The sequence below is a fragment of the Arthrobacter globiformis genome (assembly GCF_030817195.1).
Classification (GTDB): domain Bacteria; phylum Actinomycetota; class Actinomycetes; order Actinomycetales; family Micrococcaceae; genus Arthrobacter; species Arthrobacter globiformis_D.
Genome location: NZ_JAUSYZ010000001.1, coordinates 2,005,829 through 2,018,225, shown reverse-complemented (window position 1 = coordinate 2,018,225; position 12,397 = coordinate 2,005,829). Strand labels below are relative to the sequence as shown.

Annotated in this window: 14 protein-coding genes and 1 pseudogene; 5 read left to right on the top strand and 10 right to left on the bottom strand. The window is 65.8% G+C overall.

Annotated features, from left to right (window positions below; genetic code table 11):
• The first annotated feature begins 200 nt into the window (after window positions 1-200).
• Both QF036_RS09155 and QF036_RS09150 read left to right on the top strand, forming a co-directional pair.
• Entirely contained in the window at window positions 201-581 is a 381-nt protein-coding gene (locus QF036_RS09155; protein ID WP_307101140.1) for a DUF4157 domain-containing protein, read from the top strand.
• Window positions 574-1,269, top strand: a complete 696-nt coding sequence (locus tag QF036_RS09150) for an SIMPL domain-containing protein (protein WP_307101138.1) — start codon at window positions 574-576, stop codon at window positions 1,267-1,269. The genes QF036_RS09155 and QF036_RS09150 overlap by 8 nt, the downstream gene beginning before the upstream one ends.
• Before the next feature lie 22 nt (window positions 1,270-1,291).
• Here QF036_RS09150 and pcp read toward each other — a convergent pair whose 3' ends face one another.
• On the bottom strand, window positions 1,292-1,969 hold the full coding sequence (pcp, locus tag QF036_RS09145; protein WP_307101136.1) for a pyroglutamyl-peptidase I: 678 nt from the start codon (window positions 1,967-1,969) through the stop codon (window positions 1,292-1,294).
• 82 nt (window positions 1,970-2,051) lie between these two features.
• Here pcp and QF036_RS09140 point away from each other — a divergent pair, with 82 nt between their 5' ends.
• On the top strand, window positions 2,052-3,206 hold the full coding sequence (locus tag QF036_RS09140) for an Rv2578c family radical SAM protein (RefSeq protein WP_307101135.1): 1,155 nt from the start codon (window positions 2,052-2,054) through the stop codon (window positions 3,204-3,206).
• Window positions 3,207-3,230: 24 nt separating this feature from the next.
• Here the strand turns inward: QF036_RS09140 and QF036_RS09135 are convergent, their stop codons facing one another.
• The 4 genes from QF036_RS09135 to QF036_RS09120 are packed head-to-tail and all read right to left on the bottom strand — an operon-like array spanning window position 3,231 to window position 6,183.
• Window positions 3,231-4,034, bottom strand: coding sequence for a MetQ/NlpA family ABC transporter substrate-binding protein (locus QF036_RS09135; protein ID WP_307101132.1), 804 nt, complete (start codon window positions 4,032-4,034; stop codon window positions 3,231-3,233).
• Window positions 4,035-4,094: 60 nt separating this feature from the next.
• Complete coding sequence (locus tag QF036_RS09130) at window positions 4,095-4,796, bottom strand: methionine ABC transporter permease (protein ID WP_307101130.1); 702 nt, start codon at window positions 4,794-4,796, stop codon at window positions 4,095-4,097.
• On the bottom strand, window positions 4,793-5,668 hold the full coding sequence (locus QF036_RS09125) for a methionine ABC transporter ATP-binding protein (protein ID WP_307101127.1): 876 nt from the start codon (window positions 5,666-5,668) through the stop codon (window positions 4,793-4,795). Before QF036_RS09125 ends, QF036_RS09130 begins: the two co-directional genes overlap by 4 nt.
• A 56-nt stretch (window positions 5,669-5,724) precedes the next feature.
• Window positions 5,725-6,183, bottom strand: a complete 459-nt coding sequence (locus QF036_RS09120; RefSeq protein ID WP_307101125.1) for a (deoxy)nucleoside triphosphate pyrophosphohydrolase — start codon at window positions 6,181-6,183, stop codon at window positions 5,725-5,727.
• 110 nt (window positions 6,184-6,293) lie between these two features.
• Here QF036_RS09120 and QF036_RS09115 point away from each other — a divergent pair.
• Window positions 6,294-7,500, top strand: a pseudogene (locus QF036_RS09115) (MFS transporter).
• A 40-nt stretch (window positions 7,501-7,540) separates the two neighbouring features.
• Here QF036_RS09115 and QF036_RS09110 read toward each other — a convergent pair.
• Window positions 7,541-8,494 (bottom strand): cation diffusion facilitator family transporter, encoded by a 954-nt coding sequence (locus tag QF036_RS09110; RefSeq protein ID WP_307101123.1) that lies wholly within the window; start codon window positions 8,492-8,494, stop codon window positions 7,541-7,543.
• A gap of 231 nt (window positions 8,495-8,725) precedes the next feature.
• On the opposite strand from QF036_RS09110, the gene QF036_RS09105 reads away from it, so the two are divergent.
• Window positions 8,726-9,001, top strand: coding sequence for a GlsB/YeaQ/YmgE family stress response membrane protein (locus QF036_RS09105; RefSeq protein WP_003798714.1), 276 nt, complete (start codon window positions 8,726-8,728; stop codon window positions 8,999-9,001).
• Between the two features lie 234 nt (window positions 9,002-9,235).
• Here QF036_RS09105 and QF036_RS09100 read toward each other — a convergent pair whose 3' ends face one another.
• From QF036_RS09100 to infC, 4 genes are all read right to left on the bottom strand, one after another.
• Window positions 9,236-10,132 (bottom strand): TrmH family RNA methyltransferase, encoded by an 897-nt coding sequence (locus QF036_RS09100; RefSeq protein ID WP_307101121.1) that lies wholly within the window; start codon window positions 10,130-10,132, stop codon window positions 9,236-9,238.
• 53 nt (window positions 10,133-10,185) lie between these two features.
• Complete coding sequence (gene rplT / locus QF036_RS09095) at window positions 10,186-10,641, bottom strand: 50S ribosomal protein L20 (RefSeq protein ID WP_003798718.1); 456 nt, start codon at window positions 10,639-10,641, stop codon at window positions 10,186-10,188.
• A gap of 121 nt (window positions 10,642-10,762) precedes the next feature.
• Window positions 10,763-10,957 (bottom strand): 50S ribosomal protein L35, encoded by a 195-nt coding sequence (gene rpmI / locus QF036_RS09090; RefSeq protein WP_009358635.1) that lies wholly within the window; start codon window positions 10,955-10,957, stop codon window positions 10,763-10,765.
• 118 nt (window positions 10,958-11,075) lie between these two features.
• A complete protein-coding gene (infC, locus tag QF036_RS09085; protein ID WP_307101119.1) occupies window positions 11,076-12,149 on the bottom strand; it encodes a translation initiation factor IF-3 in 1,074 nt (357 codons plus the stop codon).
• Between the last annotated feature and the right edge of the window lie 248 nt (window positions 12,150-12,397).

Sequence of the window (12,397 nt, the reverse complement as noted above, 5' to 3'; positions counted from 1 at the left end):
CTGCGACTGTCAGGCAGCGCCGGGCCGTTGTCTTTCCTGCGCCTGTCGTGCGCCTGTCCTGCGCGGCCGGCCGCGGCTAGCATGGCCTCATGACGCAAGGCCCCCGAGCGAGAGGCCCCCTAACGAGAGGCCGCAGAACAAGAGGCCGCAGAACAAGAGGCCCCCTGACGCAAAGACAGCGCCTTAGGCAACTCGCAAACGTGCTGAACGCCTCCACCCCCTTGGGGCTGGTGCTTGCCGGACTGGCCGGCACCAGGACGTTCCGGGGTCCCCGCGGCCTGATTGTCGCCACCGGTTACCGCTGGCGGCTGCCGGTGGCTGGTGCTTTCACCGTGGGGAACGTGGTCATCTTCCGTGCAGACGCCGACACGGCTTTGACGGGCCGTGTGCTCCTGGGCCACGAGGAGCGGCACAGCACCCAGTACGCGTGGTGCCTGGGGCTGCCCTTCCTGCTGTTCTATTTCGCGGCCGCTGCCTGGTCGGCAGTACGCTACGGCGATCCGGCGTCGGGAAATCCCTTCGAGCGGCATGCCGGCCTGGAGGCCGGCGGCTATGTGGACCGGAGGCGCAGGCATGAGTGAACCCGCGGGCCAAGCGGCAGCCCGGACTGTCACCGTCACGGGATTCGGAACCGCCGAGGCCGCACCGGACCTGCTGACGCTCTCCGTTGGCGTGGAATGCCGGCGCGACAGCGCCGGGGATGCCTATGCCGCCGCCGGCGAGGCGTCCGCTGCCGTAGCGGGCGCACTGCGCAGGCGGGGAGTGCAGGGCCGGGATATCAGGACGTCCGGGCTTAACGTCCGTGCCGACGTCGTCTGGCAGGAGGGCCGCGGCCAGCAGGTCACGGGCTATGTGGCATCCAGCATGCTCAGCGTCCGGCTCCGGGATCTCGCTGCCGGCCCGGGCGTCATCGCGGCGGCAGTGGAGGCAGGCGGCAACGACGTGCGCCTGGATGGCGTTCAGCTCGGCTTTGCCGATACGGCAGCCGTGATGGCGCTGGCCCGTGAGGCCGCCTGGGCTGACGCCCGGGCGGCAGCCGCACAGCTCGCCGGGCTTGCCGGAACTGAGCTGGGCGAGGTGGTCACTGTGCGGCAGCATCCCGTGCCGTCGGCGCCCGTTCCGGTGGGCGGGATGCAGCGGGCCTTCGCCGCCGACGCCATGGCGGTGGAATCCGGTGAATCCGGCGTTAGCACCAGTGTCACAGTTGAGTGGAAGCTGCTGAGTGGGGGCTGGGCTCCCGCAGAGGCTGACCCGCACCCCACCGGATGAACCAGGGGGAAAGGCCTGCCGCCTAGTGGATGCTGCCGGCGGCGAGCGCGACGTCGGACCGCCGGGTTGCGTTGTTTGGCTGGGTTGCGTCGATTGACTGGTTAAGCGAGGTTCGGACGACGGCGGCAATCGCCTCCGCCATCGACGCCACAGGCAGTGACGGTTTGCTGCTCCCCTGCTCTACCTGGTCCGGCGCGAACGGTACGTGGACAAATCCCCCGCGGACGCCCGGACGGGACGCGAGCTCGTGCATGAGTGTATAGAAAACGTGGTTGCAGACGTAGGTTCCCGCCGTTTGTGAGATCTCCACGGAAATACCCGCCTTTTCAACGGCGAGCAGGGCTGCCTTGACTGGCAGCGAGGTGAAATAGGCGGCAGGCCCGCCCGGCACCACATCCCGGTCCACGGGCTGGTTCCCTGCGTTGTCCGGGATGGGCGCATCATCGCAGTTGATGGCAACCCTTTCCAGGGACACCCGCCCGCGGCCTCCGGCCTGTCCGATGCACACCACGAGTTCCGGCTCCAGGTCACCGAGGACATCCCGCAGCACACTCCCGGCCGCCCCGAACACGCACGGCAGTTCCAGCGCCCCCACGGCAAGGCCGTCGGCCCGGAGCAGATCCCGTGCGCTCAGGGCGGCCACCCAGGACGGATTCATCGACTGGCCGCCGAATGGTTCAAAGCCGGTGAGCAGAATCATGGACCCAGCGTAGTCGCCTGTCCGCGGGAAACGCCGACGGCGGACCTTGACTTAAGTTCGAACATACCTTCGAATGGAGGGCATGAGATGGGACGCACAGGCACTCAAACCGGCACAGGAAGAGATGCCCGGGACTGCACCGCTGCTTCCCCTGGCCGGTCTGGTGCGGTCTGTGTCCACGCCCGAGTTCGCCGGCGTCACCTTTCATGAGGTCACCGCCAAATCGGTGCTCAACAAGGTGCCCGCCGGCTCCCGGATGCCGTTCGAGTGGACCGTGAACCCCTACCGGGGCTGCAGCCACGCCTGCGTCTACTGCTTCGCCCGCAAGAGCCACACCTATCTGGACTTCGACGCCGGACTGGATTTCGACAGCCAAGTGGTGGTGAAGATCAACGCGGCCGAGGTGCTCCGCAAAGAGCTGGCCAAGCCCGCATGGAACCGGCAGCACGTGGCACTGGGCACCAACACGGACCCCTACCAGCGGGCGGAGGGCCGGTACCGGCTGATGCCCGGCATCATCGGTGCGCTGGCCGATTCGGGGACTCCGCTGTCCATTCTGACCAAGGGGACGCTGCTGGCGCGTGACATCCCGCTCCTGAAGCATGCCGCGGCACAGGTGCCGGTGGGCGTCGGGATCTCGCTCGCCATGACGGACGAGCAGCTCTCCGAGGCCATCGAACCCGGCACCCCTGGACCGCGGGCCCGGCTCAAACTCGTTTCCAGGCTCCGCGAAGCCGGGCTGCCCTGCGGGGTGATGGCCATGCCCATCCTGCCGTGGCTCTCGGACAGCGACGAGGCACTGGACTCCCTGTTCGCCTCACTGGCGGCCGCGGGTGCAACCGGCGTCACGGCGGGAGCGCTTTATTTGAAGCCCGGCACCCGGGAATGGTTCATGCAGTGGATCGCCGCCCGGCATCCGGAACTCGTGGGCCGCTACCGCAGGCTGTACGGCACGGGCTCGTATGCGTCCAAGGAATACCGCACCTGGCTGGCGGGCAGGGTCCGCTACTTCAAAGCCCGGCACGGCTTTTCCGGCTCCCACGGATTCAGCCACCGGGACGTCGACGATCACCAGGCCGACGATCCCCGCGGCGAGGAAGCCGCCTACCCCGAGGGAAGCATTCCGCCGGATCGCCCAGGGCAGGATAGGACAGGACAACACAGGACGGAGCAACAGAGGACGGGGCAGCATGGCCACCGCAGCTCAGACCGGACGTCCCAGCCCACGCTGTTCTGAGCCCGCCTTAGCTCTGAGCCAGCTCTAGCTGGCCGGAATCACCAGGCCCTTGAACTCCGTCTGGATGAAGTCCTTCATCTCCTGCGACGTCAGGATCTTGTAGAGCTTCTGCACCCGGGCGTCGTCCTTCTTGTCGGCGTTCACGGCCAGCACGTTGTAGTAGGCGCTGTCCTTGCCCTCGACGAGGATCTGCTTGTCCGTGCTCAGGCCGGCCGGCAGAGCGAACGCCAGGGTGACAATGGCAGCGTCCTTGTCGTTCAGTGCCTGCGGGAGGCTGGCGTTTTCGATCTCCGTGAACTCCAGGTTCTTGGGGTTCGCCGTCACGTCCTTGAGAGTGATGGGGTTCTCCGTCACCTCGATGAGCCCCTTGGACGCGAGCAGCTTCAGCGCGCGGGCCTCATTCGTGGGATCGTTCGGGATGGCCACCGACGCGCCCTCGGGCAGGGCGTCCAGGCTCTTCACCTCGTTGGAGTACAGGGCAATCGGCGGCAGGTACACCTTCCCGACGCTGACCAGGTTCTTGCCGGCGGCCTTGTTGTACGTCTCCATGAACGTGGTGTTCTGGAAGAGGTTGGCGTCTATGTCGCCGTCGCTCACGGCAGGGTTCGGCGTGTTGTAGTCGCTGAACTCCTTGTATTCGACCGTGAGCCCTTCCTTGGGCGCGAGCTCCCGCTGCACGTGCTTGAGCATGTCGCCGGCGGGCACCGCGAGGGCACCCACTTTGATGGTCTCGGAGGCGGTGGACGAGCTTGGGCTGCCACAGGCAGAGAGGGCCAGGACGGCTGCGGCTCCGGCCGCGGCGGCCTTGAGGATGGTGGATCGGATCATGCTGGACTCTTTCAGGGTGGAGCGGATGGGGTGAAAATCGGGTGGGTGTGGGAACCGCTGTCAGCGGTGGGACAGCCGGCGGGCGGCGAAGTTGCCCAGCGACTGAAACAGCTGGACCAGGAGGATCAGCAGGATGACGACGGCGAACATGTACTCGGGGCTGTAGCGCTGGTAGCCGTAGCGGAAGGCCACATCGCCCAGTCCGCCGCCGCCGACCGCGCCCACCATGGCGGAGTATCCGATGAGGCCCACAACGGTGGTGGACAGCCCCAGTGCCAGGGCGGGGACTGCCTCGGCAACCAGGACCTTGGTGAGAATCGTCCACCGGGTGGCGCCGAGCGACTGGGCAGCTTCAACCAGGCCCTTGGGCACCTCGCGGATGCCGATTTCGACGAGCCTGGCGAAGAACGGAATGCCGGCGATCGCCAGCGGCACGATCGCCGCGGTCGGGCCGATGAAGGAGCCGACCAGCAGGCGGGTAAAGGGAATCAGGAGGATCATCAGGATGATGAACGGGATGGACCGGCCGATGTTCACCACGACGTCGAGTACCCGGTTCAGCGCGACACCCAGGGCACGGCTGCCGAAGGGCCTGGCCAGCAGCCCGTCAGCCTCAGTGGTCACCAGCAGTACGCCGGCCGCCAGCCCGAAGAGAACCGTGAGGAGCAGGCTGGCGCCCACCGTGTAAAAGGTCTCCCCGGCGCCCTTGAGGATGGTGTCCAGCAGGTCCGCCCAAAAGTACGGATCGTTGCGGTCGATCACTTGATTACCTCCACGTAGAGTCCTTGGGACCGCAGGTCGGCGACGGCCCCGGACACGGTCCTTTCGTCGCCGGGCAGTTCCAGCCGGGTCCGCCCTGTCTGGCGGCCGTGGATGGTCTCCACGGCGGCACCCAGGATCCCGACGTCGATGCCGTGCTGGCGTGCCAGCTGGGCAATGACCGGCCGGTCGGTGGCCACTCCGGTGAAGGTGATTTCCACGACTGCGTTGGACGTCTGCGGGATGTCGCCGAGGGGGAAGAGTGCCTGGCCAAGCAGGGACTTCTCCGTGGTCAGCAGCTCCTCGACGGATCCCTGTTCCAGGATCCTTCCCTGGCTCATGACCGCGGCCGAGTCGCAGATGCGTTTGACCACGTCCATCTCGTGCGTAATGAGGAGCACGGTCAGGCCCAAATCCCTGCTCAGCTGCCGGATCAGGTCAAGGATCTGGCGTGTGGTGTCCGGGTCCAGCGCCGAGGTGGCTTCATCACTGAGCAGGACGGACGGGTTGGACGCCAGCGCACGGGCGATGCCGACGCGCTGCTTCTGGCCACCTGACAGCTGGGCGGGATAGGCGTCCGCCTTGCCGTGCAAGCCCACGAGTTCAAGGATATCCAGCGCTCGGGTCCGGCGCTGGGCCCGGCCCGCACCGGTGATCTCCAGCGACAGTTCGACGTTCGCCTGCACTGTCCGCCCGCTGAGGAGATTAAAGTGCTGGAAGATCATGCCGATGCCGTGGCGGGCCTGCCGCAGCTCCTTGCCGGCAAGCTTTGTCATATCCCGGCCATCGACGTGGACGGTGCCAGAGTCCGGCTGCTCCAGGGAGTTGATGGTGCGGATCAGGGTGCTTTTGCCCGCGCCGCTTTGCCCGACCACACCCGAAGGGCAACAAATCCGAACAATCAGCTCAAGGAAAGCCGTGAAGGGTGGTGTTAATTCCCGGGGACAGAGTCCGCACGGTTCACCGCGGCGACGCTGGCGAGCAGCGCCTGGACAATCGGGAGGTCGGCCGGAATCCAGGGCAGGCTGAGAGCTTCGTCACCTTCGCGGATGCTGACCCAGCGAAGTTCATCGTGGTCCTCAAGCGGCCGGGGGTCGCCGTCGGCCACTTCCGCGAACCACACCCGCATCGCGGCTTTGTCGTTCAGGGGCCAGCCGGCCGGTCCTGGCGCTTCCAGCTCCTCCCCAAGCACGACGCCGATGCCGAGTTCTTCACGGAGCTCCCGGTGCAGTGCACTTTCCGGAGCTTCCCCCCGTTCCACCTTGCCGCCCGGAAATTCCCACATGCCGGCAAACTGCGGAGGCGCCGTCCGGCGCGCCACGAGAAGCCGGGCGGGAGCGGACAGCGAGTCGAGCACGGCGCCGCCGACGACGTTGATCAGTTCAGTCACGGGTCCAGTCTATGAGGGCCGGAATATCCATCCCGCCCCAGAGCTTGTTAAAATCAGACATATCAGTGGCAACGAGGCCTACTCCGTATCTCCCTTCGAAAAGCAGGCACATGACTTCCACTGTCCAGGCTCCCCGCACGCCCAAGGCCGCCACGCGCATCGGTCCCGCCATCCTGGCCCTGGCCATGGGTGGCTTCGGCATCGGGGTCACCGAGTTCGCCATGATGGGGCTGCTCAAAGAGGTCGAACTCGGACTCCGGATCAGCACCCCAGAGGCCGGCCATCTCATCTCGGCCTACGCCCTGGGCGTCGTGGTGGGAGCCCCGGTACTCGCCGCCGTCGGGGCGAAACTGCCGCGCAAGTTCCTTGCGCTGGGCCTCATGCTGTTCTTCAGCGTTGCCAACCTGTCCTCGTTCATCGCTCCCGATTACGCGAGTATGCTGGTTTCCCGCTTCGCCGCCGGACTGCCGCACGGCGCGTTCTTTGGCGTGGCCGCCGTGATTGCCGCTTCGCTCGGTGGCGCCGACAAAACGGGGCTGGGCCATCTCCATGGTCATGGCGGGGCTCACCGTTGCCAATGTGGTCGGTGTTCCCTTCGCCACCTGGCTCGGCCAGGCCTTTGGCTGGCGGCTGCTCTTTGTCCTGGTGGGAGTGCTGGGACTGGTGACCCTGGCGCTCATCTGGAGATTCGTTCCGTTCCAGCAGGCGCATGCGGACGCCAGCATCCGCAGGGAACTGGGCGCACTGAAGCGGGCGCAGGTCTGGCTGGCCATCCTCATTGGCATCGTCGGATTTGGCGGGTTCTTCGCCACGTACACCTATATCTCCCACACCATGACCTCCGTGGCCGGGATCCCCGCCGCCCTGCTGCCGTTTGTGGTGGCCCTGTACGGCCTGGGAATGGTGGCCGGCAATATCCTCGGTGGCCGGATCGCGGACAAGTCCGTGATGGGGACCATCTACCGCGTCCTGCCGGGAATCGCCGTCGCACTGGTGGTATACGCCGTGGCCGTGCACTGGCCGTGGTCAGCCTTCGTCATGGTGTTCGTGGTGGGCGGCGCCGGGTCCATGCTCGTCCCGGCCCTGCAGACCCGGCTGCTGGACGCGTCTCCTGATGCGCCGTCGCTGGCGTCCTCACTCAACCACGCCGCGCTGAACGTCGCCAACGCCCTGGGCGCGTTCCTCGGCGGTGTGGTGATCGCCTGGGGCTGGGGCTATGTTGCGCCCGCGCTGGTGGGTGCCGTCCTGGCCATTCTCGGCCTGATGGTGGCCCTGCTCAGCGGCCTGCTGGAACGCAAAAAACCGCTGGCCCCGTAACAGGTGTCACGGAGCCAGCGGCTCTACTTCGGCTAAGCAGCTAGGCGCCTGAGTCGCCCGCGAGGGCGGGCCCGCTGGCCACCTGGGCACGGCGGATGTCGGGCTCCAGGTAGATGACCCGCGCGATGGGAACTGCCGAGCGGATCCGGGCTTCGGCGTCGTCGATGGCCTTGGCGATATCCAGCCCGGAATCACCCGCCTCCACGCTGATCTTGGCGGCCACGAGCAGCTCCTCCGGGCCCAGATGCAGGGTTTTGAGGTGGATGATGGCGGTGCCGTCCGTTTCGATGGCGTGCCGGATGCGCCCAACGTCGTCCTTGGTTGCCGACTCCCCCAGCAGCAGGGACTTGGTCTCCATCGCCAAAATCACAGCAATGGCCACCAGCAGCAGGCCGATCATGCCGGTGCCGATTGCGTCCCAGATGCCGTCGCCGGTCAGCAGGGTCAGCCCCACGCCGAATAGGGCGAAAACCAGTCCCAGCAGGGCACCGAAGTCCTCGAGCAGGATCACCGGAAGCTCGGGCTGCTTGGCGGTCCGCACGAAGCTGATCCAGCCCTGGCTGCCGCGGACGTGGTTGGCTTCCATGATGGCCGTCCGGAACGAGAATGCCTCGGCGATGATGGCACCCACCAGCACGGCCAGGGGCACCCACCAGAAGTCACCTTCGATCGCGTGCGGGTGCTGGATCTTTTCCCATGCCTCATACAGGGCAAACAGGCCGCCGACGCTGAAGAGCACGATGGAAACGATGAACGCGTAAATGTAGCGTTCGCGTCCGTAGCCGAAGGGGTGTTCCGGGCTGGCCGCCCGTTGGGCGCGCTTCCCGCCCACCAGCAGCAGGACCTGGTTGCCCGAGTCGGCGAGAGAGTGGATGGCCTCAGCCAGCATGGATGAGGAGCGTGTCAGCAGGAACGCGACGAACTTCAGGACGGCGATGGTCAGGTTGGCGGCTAGCGCCGCAACAATCGCCTTGGTACCGCCATTTGCAGCCAAGGGAGGCTCACCTCTTCACGTGGGTATTTCAACGGATGGGACAGGGCGGTATGGAACCGCCGTCTAGTAAATACCGTACCCGTCCGGCCCGGAAGAGACACCGCACAGCGCCACTGGGCGCCGCAAAAAAGCCAAAACTAAGCCTGCTGACAAAGAAACGCGCACTGTGTTAGCTTGAAGCCATATCGGGACTGATAAGAATCGATCCCGACGAATATGAAGGAGCAGACAATGGGTTTTCTTGCTTGGATTATTCTCGGCCTGATCGTAGGCGCAATTGTTAAAGCCGTCATGCCCGGCAGGGTCGGCGGCGGCTGGGTCACCAGCTTGGTTCTGGGCGTCGTTGGCGCCATCGTCGGCGGCTGGATTGGCAGCCTTCTCTTCGGCAAGGGTGACCTGGCGTTCTTTGACCTCGGCACCTGGATCCTCGCCATCATCGGCGGCCTCGTAGTTGCAGGCATCTACGGCGCAATCACCGGCCGCAGCCACAGCACCCGGGCACCGTAACAGCCCCGGATCACAGGCACTGGTCCTCAGCAGGCCCAGTCCATATCAGACAAAACAGACAGGAGCGGGGGTCCACCAAACGGTGGACCCCCGCTCCTCTTTGAGTTGCTACCGGCTCTGAGTTGCTGCCAGCTTTGCCGTGCTACCGGCGGTGCCTGCGGTTGGAGTTTTTGTGCAGTTGTCGCGACCTAGAGTGCCCTTTGCGGCCAACATCTGTACAAAAACTCATCCGCGCTAGGCGGGCTGCTGGGATCTCGCGCTCGCGTAGAGGCAGACCGTGGCGGCCGTGCCAAGGTTCAGGCTCTCGGCGGCGCCATACACGGGCACAGCCACCCGATGGTCGGCAAGGGCAAGCTCGTCCTCGGAGAGCCCCTGGGCTTCGTTGCCAAAAAGCCAGGCCGTGGGGTTCTCCAGTGCGTAGTCCGAGCCGGCGCTTGATGCGCCAAGCCGGCGTGCGGCGTTCTCGTCCTGCAGGCGGTCAAGGTTCAGTTGCCCGTAGCCGTCCGCCGCAAGCACGCCGATCCCCCGGCCCTTGCACAGCGCCACCAGCTCATTAACGTCGGCGCCCAGGACGACAGGCAGGTGGAAAAGGGAGCCAGCGGTCGAGCGCACCGCCTTGGGATTGTAGATGTCCACGCTGGCACCGGTCAGGACCACGGCGTCGGCACCGGCTGCATCTGCGGCCCGAAGCACCGTCCCGGCATTGCCGGGATCGCGGACCTGGCAGAGCACGGCAATCAGCCGCGGACCGGCGTCGAGCACGTCCGCCAGGGCGACGTCCACGAAATCACACACCGCAACAATGCCCTGCGGGGTGACAGTGTCCGCCATGGCGGCCAGCACGTCGTCCGTGGCGAGCCGGGCGCTGGTTCCCACGGCCAGTTCCTCAAACTCCGGGTACCGGTCCAGGCAGGCCTCGCTGGCATACACCTCGCGGACTATGCCCGGCTGGCCCACGGCGATCCGCTTGCCGTGAAGCACCAGGGCCTCACGTACCGCCTGCGGGCCTTCGGCCAGGAACTGCCGGCGCTTTAAACGAACCGGGCGCCCTGCAAGCTTTGCCACGTCCCTGACCCGATCTGCTCGGGGATTGGAGAGTGGAAAGTCTTGCGGGCGCCCGGTTTCGTTCATATAAGAAACCTTAGTGGCTGTTGCCACCGGTCCTTGAACTGGGAGTTGCGTGCTTACTCAGCAGCTGCAGCAGCCGGCTTCTTCGCAGCGCGTGCGCGGGTTGCCTTGGCCTTCGGTGCAGCCTCAGCCTTGGCGGCCGGAGCGGAGGTGTCTGCAGGCAGGGAGTCCTTGGCAACCTGGACCAGCGCAGCGAAAGCGTTGGCGTCGGAAACGGCGAGCTCGGCCAGCATGCGGCGGTCAACCTCGACCTCAGCGGCCTTCAGGCCCTGGATCAGGCGGTTGTAGGTCAGGCCGTTGGCGCGGGACGCAGCGTTGATGCGCTGGATCCACAGGCGGCGGAAGTCGCCCTTCTTCTTCTTGCGGTCGCCGTAGCTGTACACAAACGAGTGCAGCAGCTGCTCTTTGGCCTTGCGGTACAGGCGTGAGCGCTGTCCACGGTAACCTTTGGCGCGTTCGAGGATAACCCGGCGCTTCTTGTGGGCGTTTACCGCCCGCTTCACACGTGCCACGTGCGTACTCCTTCAAAAATCTGATCCCAAGCGACTACTGCCGGTAACCGGCTGGCCTGAGAAGGCTTATTGGTAGTTGACTGCTGCCAGGCGGCAGTCAGTCAGTCAGAATGCTTGGAAATTAGATGCCGAGCATCTTCCGGATGACCTTGGCGTCGCCCTTGAAGACGATCTTGTCGCCGGCGAGGCGGCGGGTCAGCCTGGAGGACTTGTGCTCCAGGTAGTGGCGGCGGTTGGCCTGCTGGCGGCGCAGCTTGCCGCTGCCGGTCAGCTTGAAGCGCTTCTTAGCACCGCTGTGGGTCTTCATCTTCGGCATGGAAACCGATCTCCTTACGTATCCGCGGACAATGTCCGCAGTTCTATCGTGCAGCCGCCCCTGCGGGCGGCATGCTGGTTGCTGGCTGCCTGAAGGCGATGCCTTCCGCAGTTTCGAACTAGGTGGTCTTCTTGCCCGCCGGCTTTGGCGTGGGCCGGGGCGCTGCGGGTCGTGCAACAGGCTTCGGCGCTGCCGGCCTGGCCACCGGCTTGGGCGGGGCCGGGGCAGCCGCAGGCTTCGGCGCTGCGGGAGCAGGCGATTCAGCTACGGGAGCCTTCGGCTCTGCAGGCGCTGCCGCCTTCGGCTCTGCAGGCGCTGCCGCCTTCGGCTCTGCAGGCGCTGCCGCCTTCGGTGCTGCGGGGGCTGCCTTGGGTGCTGCAGCCTTGGGTACCTCGCGCTTCGGCTCGGCCTCCTTGGCAACCTTGGGCGCCTCGGCAACCTTGGGTGCTTCCGCGGGAGCCTCGGCAGCCGGAGCTACTTCGACCGGAACCGAGGGCGCTTCGACGGCGGCTTCCGGAGCGGCTGCCTCAGCTACTGCCGGGGCGTCCTGCACAGCGGCCTCCGTGGAAACCTGGAAGCCTTCCGGCAGAAGGTCGGCAAGCGACTGCGTCAGGGGTGCCTGATCGTCACCGGAGGTGTCCACGCGGCCTGCGGCCTTGGCTTCATTCTGGGCCTTGGCTTCCGCACGCTGCGTTGCACGGCGCGCTTCGGCCTTGGCTTCTGCCTTGTTCTTCAGCGGACCGATGACCATGACCATGTTGCGGCCGTCGATGCGGGGGCTGGACTCCACGACACCGACCTCACCGACATCTTCCGCGAAACGCTGAAGCAGGCGCAGGCCCATTTCGGGACGCTGCTGCTCACGGCCACGGAACTGGATCATGGCCTTGACCTTGTCCCCGGCTCCGAGGAAGCGGAGGGCGTGGCCGCGCTTGGTCTCGTAGTCATGGGTGTCGATCTTCAGGCGGAACCGGATTTCCTTCAAAACCGTGTTGGTCTGGTTCTTCCGGGCCTCACGGGCCTTTACCGCGGCTTCGTACTTGTACTTGCCGAAGTCCATCAGCTTGCACACCGGAGGCTTGGCCTGCGGTGCAACTTCAACGAGATCCAGGTCGGACTCGGCAGCCAGACGCAGGGCATCCTCAATACGGACGATTCCTACCTGTTCGCCGGCAGGGCCGACCAGCCGCACCTCAGGGACGCGGATACGCTCATTGATTCTTGGCTCGCTAATGTTAAAGCTCCTGTGTTCGTGATGGGTGTTCCACCGGCAAAATAGAGAAGGCCCCCAATTGCCGGAGCAATCGAAGGCCTCAAAGGATCGGATGTGCACATCCCGCGAGGGACTGCACGCACTTCCCCAGGCTCCTGCCCGGTGAACCGCCCGACCGTTACCCGGCAACCTTGCTTCCCTGAAACTTCCGGGAAAAACGGCTGACG

Coding starts and splice junctions, on each gene's coding strand:
- QF036_RS09150 (WP_307101138.1), top strand. CDS start 574: ATGAGTGAACCCGCGGGCCAAGCGGCAGCCCGGACTGTCACCGTCACG.
- pcp (WP_307101136.1), bottom strand. CDS start 1,969: ATGATTCTGCTCACCGGCTTTGAACCATTCGGCGGCCAGTCGATGAAT.
- QF036_RS09140 (WP_307101135.1), top strand. CDS start 2,052: ATGAGATGGGACGCACAGGCACTCAAACCGGCACAGGAAGAGATGCCC.
- QF036_RS09135 (WP_307101132.1), bottom strand. CDS start 4,034: ATGATCCGATCCACCATCCTCAAGGCCGCCGCGGCCGGAGCCGCAGCC.
- QF036_RS09105 (WP_003798714.1), top strand. CDS start 8,726: ATGGGTTTTCTTGCTTGGATTATTCTCGGCCTGATCGTAGGCGCAATT.
- QF036_RS09100 (WP_307101121.1), bottom strand. CDS start 10,132: ATGAACGAAACCGGGCGCCCGCAAGACTTTCCACTCTCCAATCCCCGA.
- rpmI (WP_009358635.1), bottom strand. CDS start 10,957: ATGCCGAAGATGAAGACCCACAGCGGTGCTAAGAAGCGCTTCAAGCTG.